This is a genomic window from Pantoea sp. SIMBA_079 (assembly GCF_046940275.1).
In the GTDB taxonomy this organism is placed as follows: domain Bacteria; phylum Pseudomonadota; class Gammaproteobacteria; order Enterobacterales; family Enterobacteriaceae; genus Pantoea; species Pantoea borealis.
Map to the genome: position 1 here is coordinate 1 of NZ_JAWRYR010000014.1, position 19,291 is coordinate 19,291.

A 19,291-nucleotide genomic window follows, 5' to 3' on the forward strand; every position below is an offset into this window, starting at 1 on the left:
CTGGTTTATTGCGCGCACGGTATCCATCGTCATGAACGGCGTCATTCAATCACGGGCGGGCATCGGCCAGGGCGTCAATAATGACGTCATCGGATGCGGTGCGGGAATCAACACGGGCGTCATTAATGACGCCCGTGTGGGGGGTAACGTAGGGGGCGCATTTATGCGCCCCTGGTTTGCAGCGGCAGATCAGAAGCGCAGTGATGCACCGACGTATGGGCCATCTACCAGCACGTTATCTTTACGGCTGCCTTTGTTGTTCAGCTCAATATACTGGTAGCCCACGCGCAGGTTCAGCAGTGAAACTGGCGTAAAGCTCAGGCCGCCTGACGCTTCCTGATAGCTGTCCAGACGATCGGAAAACGCTTCCGGTGCGTAGTAATATTCACCATACAGACCCCACATGCTGTTGAAGCTGTATTGTGCGCCTGCACCTACGGCGATGGTGAAACCATCACGGCCATCTTCCGGATGCGTAAACAGCGCTTTTGCCGTTGGCGCGACGCGCAGATCGCCCACATCGATGTTATAGCCCAGACCTGCACCGTAAGTGCTGCCGTCATGGTCGCTGCGCAGCCAGTTACCTTTCAGAAACAGACCCGGAGAGGTGGTACCGAGGCCAAGGTTCAGGTTGGTGCTATGCTCACCCACGTCAACACTGCCCTCAATTGCCTGTACGCTACCGCTCAGCAGTGCAAGGCCCAAAACGCTTCCGGTAACAAGTTGCTTGATCATGCTAATCCACTCCATGAAGGAAAAAATAAGTCGGCGCAAAGAGTAGTTAGCATAGTCGTCAGACACAACTTTTATTGGAAACCTTTACGTAAAATTAAATTACAGCGGGAACGTTTTATTAATAAACGTGTCAGGCGTGCCACAGCAGATGGCTCATAAGCGGCACCAGCAGAACCGTTACCACACCGGAAAGCATCATCACCAGGCTGGAAACCACGCCCTCCTGCTGACCAATCTGGTAAGCGCGGGCCGTTCCGGCACCGTGAGAAGCCGCGCCCAGCCCGGCGCCTTTTGCCACGCCCTGTTTTATGGCGATACGCAGAAAAAGAATATCCCCTGTAGCCATGCCAAATACGCCAGTGATCACCACAAACAGCGCGACCAGATCGGGTTGTCCGCCCATCGGACCGGCTGCGGCCAGCGCAAACGGCGTGGTAACCGAACGCACCGCCAGGCTGCGCTGAATACTCTCCGGCAGCGCCAGCAGACGCGCCAGCCACACTGAGCTGCAGACGGCAACCGTGGTTGCGGTCAGTACGCCGGCACTCAGCGACAGCCAGTGACGCCGGATAAGCGCCATGTTTTCATACACCGGCACGGCAAACGCCAGCGTGGCCGGGCCCAGCAGCCAGAGCAGCCAGTGGCTCTCCGCAATATAGTTTTGCCAGCTGACGTGGGTGATGAGCAGCAAGCCGACCAGCACCAGCGGCGTCAGCACCAGCGGCATCAGCATCAGCCGCCGCCAGCGCCGGTAAAGATACTTATTGAGGTAATACACCAGCAGGGTGAGCGCCAGACAGAGCAGGCTGATGATGGCATTACTCATACCTGTCCTGCCCGCGTGCTGCCCGCGCCGTTTCAAACCGGTAGAGACGATCGACCACCAGCGACGTAACCGCCAGCACCAGCAGCGTGCTTATCGCGATCACAACAAAAATACGCCATCCCTCACTGCGCAGCAGATCGCTGTAATTCACTACGGCCACTACCGCCGGAATAAAAAACAGCAGCATTTCAGCCAGCAGCCAGTTTGCCCCGGCACGGACCCAGTCCAGCGGCAACACGCGTAAAACGATCAATAACAGCAGCACGACCATGCCGAGTACGTTTGCCGGCAGCGGCAGGTGCAGCCACCGCACCAGGGCATCACAGGCGCTGAACAGCCCGATATAAAGCAGCAGCTGCAGCGGCAGCATCAGGCGCTGCAGCAGGCGGGGGCGCGGGTGAGTGGCGACAGCCATAGCGATCTCCGGTAATTAAGGTGAGAAACGCAGTATAAATCTGCCGCTAACCGTGAAAGAAATGAATTAAAATCATCCGGACTATGCCATTAAGGAATGATTATGGATATACGCGCTCTGCGTTACTTTGTGGCTGTGATACAGCAGCAGAGTTTTACCCGTGCAGCTGAACAGCTTTATGTTACGCAGCCCACCATCAGCAAAATGGTGCGTCAGCTGGAAGAGGAGCTGGGTTGTGCGCTGCTGCGGCGGGAGGGACGCCGGCTGCATCTGACCGACAGCGGTCAGGCGGTCTATCAGCGCGGACTTGCGATCCTGCAGGAGTTTCATCAGCTGGAAGCGCAGATTGGTGATATCAATCAGCTGAAAACCGGTGAGCTGCGCCTGGGCATTCCGCCCATGGTGGGCATGCAGATCGCCGGCTCTATTTCAGCCTTTCAGCGCCGCTATCCGGGCGTGCAGCTGCATATTGCAGAGTCAGGCGGGCTGACCGCACAGCAGGCAGTGCTGAGCGGCGCGCTGGATATTGCACTTACCGCGCTGCCGGTTGAGCCGGATTTACCGCTTAACACGCTGGAGCTGATGCGCCATCCGCTTTGCGTGCTGGTGTCGCGCAGTGCGGCCTGGCACGCCCGTTCGCACCTGACGCTGGCAGAGCTGGCCCGGCATCCGCTGCTGATCCTGAATGAAGAGTTTGCCCTGAACCGGCAGCTGATGCAGGCGTTTCAGCGTGAAGGCGTAACGCCGCAGATTGCGCTGCGCAGTGGTCAGTGGGATTTCCTGGCAGCGATGGTGCAGGCAGGGATGGGCGTCGCCGTACTGCCGGAACCTATCTGTCAGCGGCTGGACCCGCAGTCGCTGGCGTGGCTGCCGCTGGCGTCAGCGCTGGAGTGGCGTATCGGATTGATCTGGCGGGAAGGCAGTTATCTCTCACGCAGTGCGGAAGCCTGGATCAGCTGCTGTCGCACACACTGGCCGGATGATGCGCCGCGTCTGCAGATGTGAGACGCGGCGGCATTCTGAAGAGGTTACGCCTCTTTCTCAATCAGCAGCGCTTCCAGCAGATCGAGATCGCGCAGCAGGCGCTGCATCGTTTCATTGGAAATCTGCTGCGTCGCGCGCAGGTGATACACTTCCGCACGCTCGGCGCGCAGCGCGGTCAGACGGAAACGACGCTCCAGGTTCTCAGCAAACAGCGCCTGATCCACGTCATTCTTGCCATCCACGCGGCGGCGCAGATTACCAATTACCCGCAGGCTGACCTCTTTAAGCAGCTCCGGATCGATATTCTCTTCGGTATCATTCTCCAGCCGCTGTTCCATCTTATGCAGGCTTTCGATCGCCACGCCCGCCATGGCGGCACGCGCATGCTGCAGCTCATGACGGTGGCCTGCTTTATCATGGCTGTCGATACCGCGCAGCAGCAGAGGCAGCAGGATCACGCCGACAAACAGCGAGAAAAGGATCACGCCGGTAGCGATAAACACCAGTTCATAACGCGCCGGGAACGGATCGCCATTGCTGAGAAACAGCGGAATCGAGAGCACACCCGCCAGCGTAATCGCCCCGCGTACGCCCGCAAAAGAGGCAATCAGCAACTCGCGCAGCGAGTAGTTAGAGAACTCCAGCGGTTTCTTCTTCAGCAGACGCATACTGGCGCGCTGCATGATCCAGAGCCAGCTAAAACGCACAATCATCAGTGCCGCATACACCAGCGCCACATCGGTAAACAGCATCCACAGCTCGACGTTGGGATCGGCATTCGCCTGCTCAATGGATGTTGACAGGATATCGGGCAGCTGCAGGCCGAGCATCAGGAATACCATGCCGTTGAAAACAAACTCCAGCATCTGCCAGACGCTGTTTGCACGCAGGCGCATGGCCAGCGGAGCCTGACGAATAATACCGGAGCGGGTAATAGTCATACCGGCTGCCACGGCGGCAAGAATACCGGAGACGCCAAGGTGTTCGGCAATCAGGTAGGAGGCAAACGGCAGCAGCAGCAGCAGCACGGTCTGCGTGGCCGGATCGTCCCCGCTCCAGCGACTCAGCAGGCGCAGCGAGCGGCCATAGAGCCAGCACACAGCGACACCCGCAATCAGCCCGCCGATGGCGACTTTGAGAAACTCAACGCTGGCACCGCCCCAGGTAAAGACCATGGTGCCCATGGCTACGGCGACCGCAAACTTCAGCGATACCAGGCCAGAGGCGTCGTTCATCAGCGCCTCACCCTGCACAATCGACATGATTTTCTTTGGAATGCGCCCTTCGCCAACGATACCCGACAGCGCAACGGCATCGGTCGGCGACAGCACGGCCGCCAGCGCAAAAGCCGGAATTAACGGAATCCCCGGCACCAGCCAGTAGATCAGGTAGCCGATACCGACCACGGTGATCAGCACCAGCACCAGCGCCAGCCCGAGGATTTCGCGGCCATGGCTCAGAAACTCATTGATAGGCGTCTTCCAGCCGTCCGCAAACAGCAGCGGCGGGATAAACAGCACCAGAAAGAGTTCCGGATCGAAGTCAACATGCAGACCAAACGTGGGCCAGGCCAGTAAGGCACCCGCCGCGATCTGCACCAGCGGCAGCGGAATTTGAAACGGCAGGATTCTTGCCGCGACGCCGGAGAGTGATACCACCAGCGTCATAATGAGAATAGTAAAAAAGATTTCCATGCTTACCTTAGGCGAATCGAAATGGTTAAAAGCGAGGGTTGTTACGCTAAAAAGTGTAAAACAAAACGCCGCACACAGGGGGACCCGATGTGCGGCGCTGGCAAAGTCAGGGGATTATCCGGAAATGACCGGAACCTCTGGTCAGATAGCCCAGCCTGCAGCGTAGAATGTGACCAGGGCAACAGCGATCGCTATCGTCCCCACGTTGAGTTTGCGCCACTCCCCGGCAAACAGACGGCCAATCACCAGCGAGGCAAAGCCCAGCATAATGCCGGTCACAATGTTACAGGTCAGCACGATAAACACCGCGGTCAGCAGGCCTGACATGGCGTCAACGAAATCGCTGAAATCAATTTTTGCCACGTTGCTGAGCATTAATAGCCCAACATACATCAGCGCCGGCGCGGTCGCATAGGCGGGCACCAGACCGGCAAGCGGCGACATGAACAGCATCAGCAGAAAGAGTATGCCTACGACGATAGCGGTTAAGCCGGTTTTGCCACCCGCTGCCGTACCGGCTGCTGATTCAATATAGACCGCTGCCGGAGACGCACCCACCAGACCCGCAAACAGGCTGCTAAGCGAGTCGCTGGTCAGCGCCCGGCCGCCGTTGAGGATCTGCCCTTCTTTATCCAGCAGATTAGCCTGCCCGGCGACCGCACGAATGGTACCGGTCGCATCGAATACCGCCGTCATGACCAGCGCCAGCACGCTGGGCAGTACGGTCGGCTGCAGTGCGCCCGCGATATCGAGACTGAACATCGCTGACTGGCCGCTGGCATCTTTCAGGCTCGGCAGCGCAAACAGCCCCTGCCAGGTCACGGCTGGATCAAACACAAGCCCGATGAGAGAGATAGCCAGTATAGTCAGCAGGATCCCGCCGGGTACGCGGCGTTTTTCCAGACCAAAGATTGCTGCCAGACCCACCAGCGACATGATGACCGGGAACGCGGTGAAGTCGCCCAGCGCCACCGGCAGGCCTGCGGCCGGATTTTTCACCACCAGGCCAATACCGTCTGCCGCAATCAGCAGTAAGAACAGGCCAATCCCTACGCCGGTACCGTGCGCCACGCCCATTGGCAGGTTTCGCAGGATCCAGGCGCGGATACCGGTCACCGAGATAAACGTGAACAGTAATCCCATCAGGAATACGGCACCCAGCGCTACCGGCACGCTGATATGCTGCCCAAGCACCAGGCTGAATGCAGTGAAGGCGGTAAGTGAAATAGCACAGCCGATAGCCAGCGGCAGATTGGCCCACAATCCCATTAAAAGAGAGCCAAAACCGGCGACCAGGCAGGTGGCAACGAACACTGCCGTCGGGGAAAAACCCGCTTTACCAAGCATGCCCGGCACCACAATAACCGAGTAGACCATCGCCAGGAAGGTGGTGAGCCCCGCCAGCACTTCCTGACGCACGTTACTGCCGCGTGCTGAAATGTGGAACCAGGCGTCCAGTTTTCCACTGGCCGGGCGTGAGTCGCCAGACATAATTATTCCTCTGCATATTTTAGATGTAAGTCGCCGCACAGCTGCTGCTTACGCATCACCCTGGTGGGGATTTCTCAAAGAGAAAAGAGGCGCAAACGATTACGCAGCTATGTACTTCCCGTCAAAGAGGGAGAGATAAAAAGGCAGGCGATTATCTGGCGTTTGGGGTGCTATTTTCAACTGTTAATCGTCGCCGGACAGGATTAAACGACACCACAGAGCGATCCGGGGCGCATGAATGCGCCCCCTGCGGCGGCATCGGCACCCTGGCCCACGCGGTTATCGGATTCGGGCCGCATGCGGTTTTGTAGGGGCGCCATTCATGGCGCCCTGGCCCGCGGTTATCGGATTCCGGGGCGCATACGGTTTTTGTAGGGGCGCCATTAATGGCGCCCTGGTCCACGGTTATCGGATCCGGCCGCATGCGGTTTTGTAGGGGCGCCATTAATGGCGCCCTGGTCCACGGTTATCGGATTCCGGGGCGCATACGGTTTTTGTAGGGGCGCCATTAATGGCGCCCTGGTCCACGGTTATTGGACCCGGGCGCATACGGTTTTTTGTAGGGGCGCCATTTATGGCGCTCTGCCCCACGGTTATCGGATTCCGGGGCGCATTAATACGCTCCCTGCGGCGGCACCGGCACCATGGCCCACGCGGTTATCGGATTTGGGCCGCATGCGGTTTTGTAGGGGTGCCATTCATGGCGCTCTGCCCCACGCGGTTATTGGATTCCGGGACGCCCTCAGTCGCTGAACTTAATCGGGCCGCCCTGCTTCAGCGCCCGCTGCCAGCCGGCGCGCTGCTGCATCTCCTCCAGCCAGCGGGTGGTGGCAGGCAGATTGTGCAGGCCGCCGCGCATCTGCAGCGCCAGCAGCGGAAAACTCATCTGAACATCAGCGATGCTAAAACGCGGGCCGGCAAAAAAAGGGTGCTGGCTTAAGTGCTGTTCAATCACGCGGGTATGCAATGCCAGCTGCTTATTCAGCCAGGCCTTCTCAAGACCTTTACTCATGGCGCGACCGATTGGGCGCAGCAGCCAGGGCACCGGTTTTTTGCTTAGCTGAGCAAAGACCAGTTTGATGATCAGCAGCGGCATCAGCGAGCCCTCGGCGTAATGCAGCCAGTAGCGCCCCTGAATCTGTTCATCTTCATTGCTTAGCGTCAGCTGCTGCTCGCTGTCATATTTCAGCTGCAGATACTCCAGAATGGCACCGGACTCGGCAATGACGCGGTTGCCATCGGTTATCACCGGTGATTTACCCAGCGGATGTACCTTCTTCAGCTCGTCAGGGGCCAGCATCGTATTTTCCCGCTGATAACGTTTGATCTGATACGGTACCGCCAGCTCTTCCAGCAGCCATAACACACGATGTGAACGGGAGTTTTCCAGATGATGAACAGTGATCATATACAGCTCCTTGCTGATAAAGGTATCGCACCAGTATAGCGGATTAACGCCCCTGCTCATCCTGCTCCGGGTCAAGCAGCACGGCGCCTGAGCCCTGCTGTGCCAGCCGGTCGCCGGGGTTACGTAACGGACAGTCACGCATCGACAAACAGCCACAGCCAATACATCCATCCAGATCGTTCCGCAGCCGCGTCAGCGTCTCAATGCGCTTATCCAGCTCCTCACGCCAGTGCTGTGTCAGCGCATCCCACTCCTGCGTTGACATACGTTTATTCGCCGGCACATGCATCAGGCTCTCACCTACCGTCGCCAGTGGAATACCGATACGCTGCGCAATTTTAATGATCGCCACGCGGCGCAGTACGTCACGGCTGTAGCGTCGCTGATTGCCGCTGTTACGGGTGCTGGAGATCAACCCTTTGGTTTCATAAAAGTGCAGTGCCGAGACCGCTACGCCGCTACGTTTCGCCACTTCCCCCGGCGTCAGCACCGGCTTTGGATAGTTACGCTCTTTTTTTACCATCAGCCTTTACCTCAAGTTAACTTGAGGAACTATACTCGCTCACCATCAAAAGTACGAATTTCTCACCGGGTGACACCCTTTCAGAAGGATGAGGCTATGATGCAACAGGAAATCATTCATTCACTGACTAACTGGATCGATCAGAATCTGGATAAAGCACTGTCAATTGATGATGTGGCGGCAAAATCGGGTTACTCAAAATGGCATCTGCAGCGTATGTTCCGTACCGTGACGAAACAGACGCTGGGTGGCTATATTCGTGAACGGCGTCTGACAATGGCGGCAGAAGCGCTGCTTCAGACGCAGCGGCCGGTTTTTGATATCGCTATGCAGTATGGTTACGACTCGCAGCAGACCTTTTCACGCGTGTTTCGTCGGCAGTTTTCACAGACCCCTACCGCGTATCGTCACGCGATGCGTCGTCAGGCTATTGCACAGCGACCTCGCCTGCTAAGCTTTGGCTGCAGCGACACAATGAACAGTTTTGCTCAGCGTACCACCGGTGAATGTTGTCCTGTCCGGTGATCGGTGCGCCTGATACACAGGCGCCCCCTCTTCAGCTTCACCCCCTCCCTCAGCCCGGCAGTTACGGGTACAAAATTTGTTCAAAATTTCAAACTCGCTGATATAATGTGATCCAAATCACACTTATTATGACGTGAGAGCGTTTCCTGACGCGCTCTTTGCCGTCAGTGATGTCCGGTTAATGTCAGGGATATCGCTGATTCGAAGGGGTTTTTTCTCAATGGCTACGTTAACAACCAGCTTACTGGTGATGCGCTGGGGTATTCTGAGCGCCGTTCTGATGTTTCTCGCCAGCTCAATGAAAATAAAACTGCGGCAAAAGAGTCATCCGGTTATGGCGTTGCTGTGCGGCGGTCTTGGCGTGGGAATGTCCTGCTGGTTTGTGACCGGCCTGCTGGGGATTACGCTGAGCATGGAGAACGTGCATAACTTTATGCAGATTAGCAAACAGGCTTTTATTGATGTGATGAGTCAGGCGCCGGCTGAGTGGCCAATACCCTGAACAGAGCGCATAAAAAACCCCGCGCCGCGGGGTTCTTTATATTGCTGTACGATCAAATTTTCTTCAACACGGCGGGAATACCGACTTCCGCAACCGAAACGCCCGGTCTCTTCGTACCGCGACGATCCTGAATCCACATATCACCCATCATCTGGTCCAGACCGCGGTCCAGACCGGTTACCAGCCCGGCACCCGGCGTGAAGGTCAGCTCACCGAAGTAGATCTCTTCCCCATGGATATACCAGTCAACGCGCACATAGTCGAAATCGCTGGCCAGCGTCTTACTCAGCGCCAGCGCCTTCTGCAGCTGCGGTAAAATGGGCTCAACATCCAGGCCGGTATCGCGGATCTTGTGATACGCCTCATTCAGATTATTGACGTAAAAGTTCATCGACAACAGCGGGTTGCAGCGGTTGTAGATCACCTGCAGCACATATTCAAAATTGCCATCGCGCTTGTTGAACATGTGAAATTTGTAGTCAATCGGCGCACTTTTGCCATCACCGATATACTGCTCTACCAGAATACGCGGCTTAATGTAGCGATAGTGAATTTCACGCGCTTCATTAGCGAAATCCGTTTTCAGCCAGCGATGACAGTCGCTGATGATCTGCTGCTTCTTCAGCGCATCCGGCTCTTCCAGCAGGATTTCAACCATGTTAGAGCCATGGTTAGGCTTGATCACAGTATTCTTCCACTGCGACAGCGTATGGAGCGAATGCGGATCGCTGGTTTCATAGACCAGCGGGATCAGATACTCACTGCCTACCTTCTCAGCAATGTATTCACGTACTGAATACTTGTCCGACAGGCGACCATAGATTTGATAGTCGCCATACACAAATTTGCGATACAGCACCTTCTCGTTAAACACCTTAGGCTCGCGCAGATTAGGCAGCTTACGGAATTTACGGAAGTAGTAGATGCGATCCTGCGTAGCCCAGGGCATCTTCTTGATAAAATACTGAACGCTTCTTCTGAGTTCTTCTTTCAACCTGAGCATATCTGACCTCATTTGTAGGTTTTGTAGTTGAGTGAGGAAACCTGAATTTTTTGAATGACGCCGTTTTTAAAGAAGTAATTCATTACGGTAAGGGAGAGCAGTTCAGTGATGAAGACGCTCCAGGCGGCACCCATAATGCCGTAGCCCTGAATCAGCCACCATGAGAGTGGCAGGCTGATGACCATCAGGCAGAGGATCTTCTTCAGCAGATAGTTAAACCCGCCCTCTTTGACCATGTAGCGGTAAGCTACGGTCCCCATTGCCGAAAAGCAGGTTGCTAACGACAGTAACGTAACGAGACTTCCCGATTGTGTGTACTCGTGACCATATAACGCGATGATGATCTTCTCGCCAAACATGGCGATCACCGCCAATAACAGCAATGAAACTCCCATGACATAGCCGTTCAGCCGCGCGGTGAGTTTGATTGCGGCTGCTCCACGCTCACGGAAAATTTCCGAAAAGCAGGAAGTGATGATGGCAACCGGGATAAAAATCCACGAAGCCGAAATAGTATTGGCCGCAGCGAACAGACCCAGATCGCGGGCTGAGGCGATACCGGCCAGAAACATCTGTGCCGCTTTCACCTGCACGGAGATAAAAATACTGGAGATAGCCAGCGGCAAACCGGCATACATCAGGTAGCGCAGATAGGTGGTGCGTTTCTGTTGCGGCGGCGCAATATCCTGATGCTCACGGTAAAAATTGATGCGCTTGATGAGATAAGGCACCAGCGTGACCGCCACGATGGACACGGTCAGCCACAGCGGATTGAGATGCAGCCATGCGATGGTAAAGCTCAGGGCGAAGCCAAGCAGGAGTCCCACTGAGTTAGCCAGCGTATTGAGCCGCGAAGCGAGCCGTGCGTTGTTGTAGACGCTAAAAGTGTCCTGCGTTACAAACACCGAGGAGATAAATGAGGCCAGCGCAAAGGCGAGAAAATTCTCCTGCATGTTGTACCAGACCCAAATCAAGACCGGGATGGAGGTCAGCAACAGCAATGCGAGACGCATGGTACGCGCCACGGCCATCAGACGCAGACCTTTAGGCGCACTTTTGCTGATGCGCTTGAACAGGATGGTTTCGGTACCGAAAATCGCCACGGTCTGCACCATGGAGAATAGCGAAGCTGAAAATGCCATCTGGCCAAATATGGTCGGGCCAAACGATTTTGCCACATAGGAGGTGACAAAGATGACGCCGAACACCGAGACGACTTTTTCAGACATCATCCAGACGGCATTAGACATTACGCTCAATTTCATTGACTGGTCCTTAGTATTACTTACAGCAACTGCCTTGCGGTAAAACGTCCTTGAAATGAATTAACAAGCGCTCAGTGGGCCTGACAAAAATTAATAACTTCAAACCAGGCTGGTCCGAAAAATGAGACTCGCGTCAGGATTTAGAAGAGAAATTCAGGAAAATTCTGATTAAATCTGGTGCGAATTTCAGCGGATGTAAACGATTTCAACCCGAATTCGAGACAAAAGTTTACTGGCACGCCCTCTCTTTTTTGCAAGAAAGCTGTACCGAATATCCAATGTTTGTCGTATTTTTCTGCATTTGGGATGGAATGAATCTATATCAAAAAGCCAATGCCAGGAAGATGTTCATTGGCATTCATAATAAAATAAGATTTATCCCATGATGATATTTATTCTAAATATCTTAATTTATCCCTCGCAATTCAAATCGCGCACTTTAATACTGCATTAATACCGTTTTTGCAGTGCCAGATATTAATACAGTAATTCTCATCCACTAATTGATAAGAAAGGTAAGAGCATTTATGAGAAAGTCACGATATAGCGAAGAGCAAATCACAAATGCCATTAAAGCTTCTGAAACAGGAGTAAAAGTCAGGGAGATTTGTGAAGAGCTCGGCATTTCAGAGGCTACCTTCTACAGCTGGAAGAAGAAATTTTCAGGTCTTTCTTCTGAAGAAGGAAGAAAAATCAAAGAGTTAGAGGACAAACTACAGAATCTTACCCGTGAGCTGCAAACGTTGAGTTCAGACAAAGAGATGCTGCAGAGCGTGCTTAAAAACTTCTTTACCACCAATGAAAAGCGTCAGGCAGTCAACTTTTTGCAGACGACCTTTGATATTGGAACCCGCCGCAGCTGTCGTTTGCTCGACATTAGCCGCAGTGTTTACCACTACCCGTCAGGATCGGAAAATCGCTAATAGATGCAAGGCCGCTGTTATTTGACTAAATGCTGAGATTTGTTCTTACCAGAAGAGATGAAGATCATTTAATTCGGCGTTCACAATATAACAATTCGCACCATTTTTTCCTGATGGTTACTATCAGGGAAATGCTTCTTTTTTTGCGGTAAAATTGATTCACACCAGCAAAAGTCTTGTAGTATAAGCCAGTTAGACGTTGGCCAATCTCATTGCGGTGAGATTGGCGCTTCGTTTATTACATTAACAATGCTGTTAATGACGCTAAATCGCACCGATGTTTAATTAGCCTGGCTAAAGATCCTTCCCTGCCGTACCACTTTTGCACTCTCATTTATCCTGGCCCTGACGGCTGCGCTTAAAAATCAGTGCAGCGTCGGTAATAATCAATTTGTGATTTAATATCTCCAGGAATTTTCCCGCGAAAAAACGTAATGAGCTTTAAACTATACGGTGTAAAAAGCGCTATCACTGGTAAATAACATTCGGTTATTTGTCGTCAGTTTTAATATTTTTCTGTGGAATGTGACCGGGATCATTCTTAACCAAAGTGCCCCTGCTTGAGAGCTGGATGGTTTTACTTCCGGATAAACAGGACCATTCTCTGATTAAAACCAGGGGCAGAAGAGCAGTTTTAGCCATTTTTTATGCTCGTTTCGTCTCATTGATATGCAATTACTCCCCCGTTCCGTATAAAAAACAGACGCCATGATGCATCTGTCACCAGGGTGAGCATGCCATAGCAGCATAGCGTTATGTCAAAAGGTGATTAAAACACAGCCTGTCTGCCCGCTCAGGAGCATATAGCGGCGAATACGCAGGCGAAAAGGCGGATAAGTCAGGCAAAAGCGGGTGGGCTAAATTCTTAAAAACGCCGGTATAACGCTGCACATTAACGCGGGCCGTTACGTCACCGGCAGTGGCATGAGGATAAAGCGGAATACGTAAACAGGCAGGCGAGCGGCGTCAGCGAAAGCCGGTAACAGCATACTGATAAACGGGCCACATCTGGCACAGTGTTAGGTGTATAAAAGAGCCAACCGCTGACAGGTGATCCCGCAGAGATAACAAACCAGGCTGACCCGCAGGTGGCGGGATAAACGATCAGCGTTGTTAAGCTACAAAGACTTTCAGGCCGGGTAACCGCACCGCGCGCCAGAATCGCAGCAGGCCATCAAAAAAAAAGCCTCGCAGGCGAGGCTTTTTTAACGCAACAGGGGATCAGAACGGGATATCGTCGTCGAAATCCATTGGCGGTTCGTTGTTCGCCGGTGCGCTCTGCTGCTGTGGACGCTGCTGCGCGCCACCGCTGAACTGATTGCCGCCCTGAGACTGCTGCTGTTGCGGCTGCTGTGGCTGACCCCAGCCGTTGTTATTTCCGCCGCTGCTCTGGCCGCCCATCGGTGCGCCACCTGCATTGGCACCGCCCTGCTGGCGTCCACCCAGCATCTGCATGGTGCCGCCTACGTTGACAACAACCTCAGTGGTATATTTTTCCTGGCCGCTCTGATCCTGCCACTTACGCGTACGCAGCTGACCTTCAATATAGACCTGTGAGCCTTTACGCAGATATTCACCGGCCACTTCAGCCAGTTTGCCAAACAGCACAACGCGGTGCCATTCGGTGTTCTCTTTGTTTTCACCGGTCTGCTTGTCACGCCAGCTTTCAGACGTGGCCAGCGTGAAGTTGGCTACAGCGCCACCGTTTGGCATGAAACGCACTTCCGGATCCTGACCCAGATTCCCGACAAGAATCACTTTGTTTACGCCACGACTGGCCATGTTGCTCTCTCCCGATGAGTTGATGCTATAAGTCTAAACGACAAAGTTTAACACGTCCTGATCTATGATGGATACTTTGGAGCGTGCTTCCAGTTTTGCGTCTCTAGTGTACCAAAGGATAAAACTACTGGATATTTATTCAGGTTATTTTTTGTGCCATAATGATGCGTTTCTATCCGTTATGCTTTGCTGGCATAGCGGGTGTAGTTCAATCCGGGAAAGGTGAATGGATAAGATCGAAGTCCGCGGTGCTCGCACCCACAATCTGAAAAATATTAACCTGATCATTCCACGCGATAAGCTGATCGTTGTCACCGGTCTCTCAGGTTCCGGGAAGTCATCGCTGGCGTTTGATACGCTGTATGCTGAAGGTCAGCGGCGCTATGTAGAGTCCCTCTCTGCTTACGCGCGCCAGTTTCTCTCGCTGATGGAGAAGCCGGATGTCGATCACATCGAAGGCCTGTCGCCCGCCATTTCCATTGAGCAGAAATCGACTTCGCATAACCCGCGTTCGACAGTGGGTACCATTACTGAAATCCACGACTACCTGCGCCTGCTGTTTGCCCGCGTGGGAGAACCGCGCTGTCCCGATCACGACGTCGCCCTTGCGGCGCAGACCGTAAGCCAGATGGTGGATCAGGTGCTGGCGCAGGAAGAGGGTCGCCGCCTGATGCTGCTGGCGCCGGTGGTGAAAGATCGCAAAGGTGAGCACACTAAAACGCTGGAAAATCTGGCGGCGCAGGGTTACATCCGCGCGCGCATCGATGGCGAAGTGTGCGATCTCTCCGATCCGCCGAAGCTTGAGCTGCAGAAAAAGCACACTATTGAAGTGGTCATCGATCGCTTCCGCGTGCGCGACGATCTTGCCACGCGTCTGGCGGAGTCGTTTGAAACCACGCTTGAACTCAGCGGCGGCACCGCAATTGTGGCGGACATGGACGAGCCAGACAGCGAAGAGATGCTTTTCTCCGCTAACTTCGCCTGCCCGATCTGCGGTTACAGCATGCGAGAGCTGGAGCCACGCCTGTTTTCATTTAACAACCCGGCCGGCGCCTGTCCGACCTGTGATGGCCTCGGCGTGCAGCAGTACTTCGACTCCGATCGCGTGGTGCAGAATCCTGAGCTGTCGCTGGCGGGTGGCGCGATTCGCGGCTGGGATCGCCGCAACTTCTACTATTTTCAGATGCTGCGCTCGCTCGCCGAGCACCTCGACTTTGACGTAGAGGCGCCGTTCAGCAGCCTGAGCGATAAAGCGCGTCAGGTGATCCTGTATGGCTCGGGCAAAGAGAATATTGAATTCAAATATATCAACGATCGCGGCGATACTTCCGTGCGGCGTCACCCGTTTGAAGGGGTGCTGCACAATATGGAGCGTCGTTATAAAGAGACAGAGTCCAATGCGGTGCGCGAAGAGCTGGCGAAGTTTATCAGCAATCGCGCCTGCACCAGCTGTCACGGTACGCGCCTGCGCCGTGAAGCGCGCCACGTATTTGTTGAAGATACCAACCTGCCCACCATCTCTGAAATGAGTATTGGTCATGCGATGGAGTTCTTCACCAACCTTAAACTGAGCGGACAGCGCGCAAAAATTGCTGAGAAAGTCCTGAAAGAGATCGGCGATCGGCTGAGCTTCCTGGTCAACGTCGGCCTGAACTATCTCTCTATGTCGCGTTCGGCAGAAACCCTCTCCGGCGGCGAAGCGCAGCGTATTCGTCTGGCCAGCCAGATTGGCGCCGGCCTGGTTGGCGTGATGTATGTTCTCGATGAGCCCTCTATCGGGCTACACCAGCGCGACAACGAACGTCTGCTCTCGACCCTGATCCACCTGCGCGATCTCGGCAATACCGTGATTGTGGTTGAGCATGATGAAGACGCTATCAGAGCGGCAGACCATATCATTGATATCGGTCCGGGCGCGGGCGTACACGGCGGCCAGATAGTGGCGGAAGGTGATGTACACGCCATTATGGCGAATGAAGATTCGCTGACCGGGCAGTTCCTGAGCGGCAAGCGCGAAATCGCGGTGCCGGCCGAGCGGGTGAAAGGCGATCCGGCTAAAGTGCTGAAACTCACCGGCGCGCGCGGCAATAACCTCAAGGATGTGACCCTGACGCTGCCGGTTGGCCTGTTTACCTGTATTACCGGCGTCTCCGGCTCCGGGAAATCAACGCTTATTAACGATACGCTGTTCCCGATTGCGCAGCAGCAGCTTAACGGTGCAACCAGCGGTGAAGCAGCACCGTATCGTGAGATCGCGGGGCTCGAGCACTTTGATAAAGTGATCGACATCGATCAGAGCCCGATCGGGCGTACGCCACGATCTAACCCGGCCACCTATACCGGCATTTTTACGCCGGTGCGTGAACTGTTTGCCGGTGTGCCGGAGTCGCGCTCGCGCGGCTATAATCCGGGCCGCTTCAGCTTCAACGTGCGCGGCGGACGCTGTGAAGCGTGTCAGGGTGATGGTGTGATCAAGGTGGAAATGCACTTCCTGCCCGACATCTATGTGCCGTGCGATCAGTGTAAAGGCAAGCGCTACAACCGTGAAACGCTGGAGATCAAGTACAAAGGCAAAAGCATTCACGAAGTGCTGGAGATGACGATTGAAGAAGCGCGCGACTTCTTTGAAGCGGTCCCGGCGCTGGCACGCAAGCTGCAGACGCTGATGGATGTCGGCCTCTCCTATATCCGTCTTGGCCAGTCCGCTACCACGCTCTCCGGTGGTGAGGCGCAGCGCGTCAAGCTGGCGCGTGAGCTGTCGAAGCGCGGTACCGGGCAGACGCTCTATATTCTGGATGAGCCGACCACCGGCCTGCACTTTGCCGACATTGCACAGCTGCTGGAAGTGCTGCATCAGCTGCGTAATCAGGGCAATACCATCGTGGTGATTGAGCACAATCTGGATGTGATTAAAACCGCAGACTGGATCGTGGATCTGGGACCCGAAGGCGGCAGCGGCGGCGGTGAGATCCTGGTCGCCGGTACGCCGGAAACCGTGGCAGAGTGTGAAAAGTCACATACCGCACGCTTCCTGAAACCGATGCTGAAGAAGTAAGGCTTTTCGGTTCATAAGCTTTGTCGTTATCAGGCCGCCCTCCGGGGCGGCTTTTTATTTTTCAGCTGTTCAGCGCTGCCTGATTGCGCAGCAAAATGCAGAAACAGGCAAGAATCAGGCATCTTCAGGCATAGCCGCATCCAGGCTGGCTGACTACGCTTATAGCGGTCTGCTTTTCAACGCTGCCTCAGCGTTCCGGCCTTTCGAACCCCGTAAGGCGTTTGCATACCCTACTCACGACACATCCGACTGGAGACACCATGAATATTACCCATGCCTGGGCCGCACAGGACGCCAAATCAAAGCTCGCCCCGTTCGACTACAAACCGCGCGAACTGCGTGACCATGATGTGGAAATTGAAGTGCTCTATTGCGGCGTCTGCCACTCCGATCTGCATCAGGCGCGCAACGAATGGAACAACACGATTTTTCCGGTCGTACCAGGCCATGAAATTGTCGGCCGCGTAACCGCCGTGGGCGCGCACAGCCATAAATATCAGCCCGGCGACCTCGTCGGCGTTGGCTGTATGGTTGACTCCTGCCGCAGCTGTCCGAGCTGTCAGGAAGGACTGGAGCAGTATTGCGAAGAGGGCATGACAGGCACCTACAACGGCCAGGATCGTGAAACCGGCGCGGTCACCTACGGTGGCTATTCCACCAGCATGGTGGTCAACGAAGATTTTGTGCTGCGCGTGCCGGAAAATCTCGACCTGGCAGGCGTTGCGCCGCTGCTGTGTGCGGGGATCACCACCTACTCGCCGCTGCGCCACTGGAATGTCGGCCCGGGTAAAAAAGTTGGCATCGTTGGCCTGGGCGGTCTGGGCCATATGGGCGTGAAAATTGCCCATGCGATGGGCGCGCAGGTTGTGCTGTTTACGACATCGCCATCAAAAGTCGAAGATGGCAAACGTCTTGGCGCTGATGAAGTGGTGATTTCTAAAGATGCCGATCAGATGGCGGCCCATGCGAACAGCTTCGATTTTATTCTGAACACGGTAGCCGCGCAGCACGATCTCAACCCGTTTATTACCCTGCTGAAGCGCGATGGCAATATGACGCTGGTAGGTGTGCCCGAGCACGATCATCCGGCACCTCAGGTGGTTAACCTGATTTTCAGGCGCCGCAGTGTCTCTGGCTCGCTGATCGGCGGCATCGCTGAAACGCAGGAGATGCTCGATTTCTGTGGCGAGCACGGCATCACCTCAGACATTGAACTGATTGCCATGGATCAGATCAATGAGGCGTATGAGCGCATGCTGAAAAGCGATGTGAAATATCGCTTTGTCATCGACATCAACACCCTGCGCGACACGTCTGCGGCGTAACGGCTCAGACGTTGTGCTGGCCGGCGCCCGCCGCGTGCGTGGCGTCGGCCTGCTGATAGGAGGCGTCAACCAGATAGTAAATCTGCGAATCCTTCAGCGAGCCATCCAGCCACAGCGTGCTCCAGCAGGATTTATTGAGATATTCGCTGGGAAAGACGTCGTTGTGCTCTTCACGCAACAGCTCGGCCAGCGCGGGGGAGGTTTTCAGCGTCACCGCCGGCCGTCCCGCTTTCTCATAGAGCATGGCAAACAGTACGCCGTGACTCTTGATCTGTGTCGCATCCCACGCCTCTTTAATGTCCTGCTCTGCGGCGGGTTTACTCATGCAGTAGGTCAATAGCTCAGAAATCGTCATCGGTTACTCCCCTTGTAAAGTCGCGACGATGCGTCTGGCACCGCCCTGTATGCGATGTTCACCCAGCCAGATCCCCTGCCAGGTTCCCAGCATCAGCCGCCCGTGACTCACCGGCAGCAGCAGTGAAACGCCCAGCAGCGATGACTTAATATGGGCAGGCATATCATCGGCCCCTTCATAATCGTGCTGCCAGTCTGCGTTTTCAGGCACCTGCCGTAAAAAGTGCTGTTCCATATCACTGCGCACGGTGGGATCGCAGTTTTCATTCAGCGTCAGCGACGCAGATGTATGCTGTAACAGCAGATGCAGCTGGCCAATGCGCATGCCGGCAAGGCCGTTAAGCTGGCTTAAGACCTCATCGGTAATGAGGTGAAACCCGCGCGCTTTTGCGCTCAGGGTAAGGGTTTGTTGCTGCCACATATCAAAGTCCTAAAAAAACAGGTCTCTTAAGTGTGCAGCATGTTGGCGAAAGGTAAACCC

The 19,291-nt window shown here is 54.8% G+C and carries 18 protein-coding genes; 6 read left to right on the forward strand and 12 right to left on the reverse strand.

Annotation, left to right across the window (positions count from 1 at the left end; translation table 11 throughout):
• Positions 1–189: 189 nt before the first annotated feature.
• The 3 genes from SB719_RS15930 to SB719_RS15940 form a co-directional block, all read right to left on the reverse strand.
• Positions 190–735, reverse strand: coding sequence for a YfaZ family outer membrane protein (locus SB719_RS15930; RefSeq protein ID WP_039382044.1), 546 nt, complete (start codon positions 733–735; stop codon positions 190–192).
• Positions 736–865: 130 nt separating this feature from the next.
• Positions 866–1,561, reverse strand: a complete 696-nt coding sequence (locus tag SB719_RS15935; protein WP_412159406.1) for an LrgB family protein — start codon at positions 1,559–1,561, stop codon at positions 866–868.
• Complete coding sequence (locus SB719_RS15940; protein WP_412159407.1) at positions 1,554–1,976, reverse strand: CidA/LrgA family protein; 423 nt, start codon at positions 1,974–1,976, stop codon at positions 1,554–1,556. Before SB719_RS15940 ends, SB719_RS15935 begins: the two co-directional genes overlap by 8 nt.
• A gap of 102 nt (positions 1,977–2,078) precedes the next feature.
• On the opposite strand from SB719_RS15940, the gene SB719_RS15945 reads away from it, so the two are divergent.
• Entirely contained in the window at positions 2,079–2,981 is a 903-nt protein-coding gene (locus SB719_RS15945) for a LysR family transcriptional regulator (RefSeq protein ID WP_065650340.1), read from the forward strand.
• A 23-nt stretch (positions 2,982–3,004) separates the two neighbouring features.
• On the opposite strand, the gene SB719_RS15950 is transcribed toward SB719_RS15945, so the two are convergent.
• The 4 genes from SB719_RS15950 to soxR form a co-directional block, all read right to left on the reverse strand.
• Positions 3,005–4,654, reverse strand: coding sequence for a Na+/H+ antiporter (locus tag SB719_RS15950; RefSeq protein WP_065650341.1), 1,650 nt, complete (start codon positions 4,652–4,654; stop codon positions 3,005–3,007).
• A 141-nt stretch (positions 4,655–4,795) separates the two neighbouring features.
• Positions 4,796–6,145: an NCS2 family permease gene (locus tag SB719_RS15955; RefSeq protein ID WP_304235046.1), complete on the reverse strand. Its 1,350-nt coding sequence runs from the start codon at positions 6,143–6,145 to the stop codon at positions 4,796–4,798.
• A gap of 742 nt (positions 6,146–6,887) precedes the next feature.
• Positions 6,888–7,553, reverse strand: coding sequence for a glutathione S-transferase family protein (locus SB719_RS15960; protein WP_304235044.1), 666 nt, complete (start codon positions 7,551–7,553; stop codon positions 6,888–6,890).
• Between the two features lie 43 nt (positions 7,554–7,596).
• Positions 7,597–8,076: a redox-sensitive transcriptional activator SoxR gene (gene soxR, locus SB719_RS15965; protein WP_065650343.1), complete on the reverse strand. Its 480-nt coding sequence runs from the start codon at positions 8,074–8,076 to the stop codon at positions 7,597–7,599.
• 96 nt (positions 8,077–8,172) lie between these two features.
• On the opposite strand from soxR, the gene soxS reads away from it, so the two are divergent.
• Positions 8,173–8,601, forward strand: a complete 429-nt coding sequence (soxS, locus tag SB719_RS15970) for a superoxide response transcriptional regulator SoxS (RefSeq protein WP_065650344.1) — start codon at positions 8,173–8,175, stop codon at positions 8,599–8,601.
• A gap of 220 nt (positions 8,602–8,821) precedes the next feature.
• Positions 8,822–9,103 (forward strand): YjcB family protein, encoded by a 282-nt coding sequence (locus tag SB719_RS15975; protein WP_065650345.1) that lies wholly within the window; start codon positions 8,822–8,824, stop codon positions 9,101–9,103.
• Positions 9,104–9,155: 52 nt separating this feature from the next.
• Here SB719_RS15975 and SB719_RS15980 read toward each other — a convergent pair whose 3' ends face one another.
• Together SB719_RS15980 and SB719_RS15985 are read right to left on the reverse strand one after the other, a co-directional pair.
• Positions 9,156–10,106, reverse strand: a complete 951-nt coding sequence (locus SB719_RS15980; RefSeq protein ID WP_065650346.1) for an ATP-grasp fold amidoligase family protein — start codon at positions 10,104–10,106, stop codon at positions 9,156–9,158.
• An 8-nt stretch (positions 10,107–10,114) separates the two neighbouring features.
• Positions 10,115–11,371 carry a polysaccharide biosynthesis C-terminal domain-containing protein gene (locus SB719_RS15985; protein WP_039382019.1) on the reverse strand — a complete coding sequence of 419 codons (1,257 nt, stop codon included), beginning with the start codon at positions 11,369–11,371 and terminating at the stop codon, positions 10,115–10,117.
• 527 nt (positions 11,372–11,898) lie between these two features.
• Here SB719_RS15985 and SB719_RS15990 point away from each other — a divergent pair.
• A complete protein-coding gene (locus SB719_RS15990) occupies positions 11,899–12,294 on the forward strand; it encodes a transposase (RefSeq protein ID WP_039382017.1) in 396 nt (131 codons plus the stop codon).
• Positions 12,295–13,515: 1,221 nt separating this feature from the next.
• On the opposite strand, the gene ssb1 is transcribed toward SB719_RS15990, so the two are convergent.
• Complete coding sequence (gene ssb1 / locus SB719_RS15995; protein ID WP_065650347.1) at positions 13,516–14,076, reverse strand: single-stranded DNA-binding protein SSB1; 561 nt, start codon at positions 14,074–14,076, stop codon at positions 13,516–13,518.
• 226 nt (positions 14,077–14,302) lie between these two features.
• Here ssb1 and uvrA point away from each other — a divergent pair, with 226 nt between their 5' ends.
• Complete coding sequence (gene uvrA, locus SB719_RS16000; RefSeq protein WP_065650348.1) at positions 14,303–17,131, forward strand: excinuclease ABC subunit UvrA; 2,829 nt, start codon at positions 14,303–14,305, stop codon at positions 17,129–17,131.
• A 260-nt stretch (positions 17,132–17,391) separates the two neighbouring features.
• The gene (locus tag SB719_RS16005) at positions 17,392–18,456 is read left to right on the forward strand and encodes an NAD(P)-dependent alcohol dehydrogenase (RefSeq protein WP_292968306.1); all 1,065 of its coding nucleotides are present in this window, start codon (positions 17,392–17,394) and stop codon (positions 18,454–18,456) included.
• A 4-nt stretch (positions 18,457–18,460) separates the two neighbouring features.
• On the opposite strand, the gene SB719_RS16010 is transcribed toward SB719_RS16005, so the two are convergent.
• Positions 18,461–18,811, reverse strand: coding sequence for an MmcQ/YjbR family DNA-binding protein (locus SB719_RS16010; RefSeq protein WP_304235038.1), 351 nt, complete (start codon positions 18,809–18,811; stop codon positions 18,461–18,463).
• Positions 18,812–18,814: 3 nt separating this feature from the next.
• Entirely contained in the window at positions 18,815–19,231 is a 417-nt protein-coding gene (locus SB719_RS16015) for a secondary thiamine-phosphate synthase enzyme YjbQ (RefSeq protein ID WP_304235036.1), read from the reverse strand.
• Between the last annotated feature and the right edge of the window lie 60 nt (positions 19,232–19,291).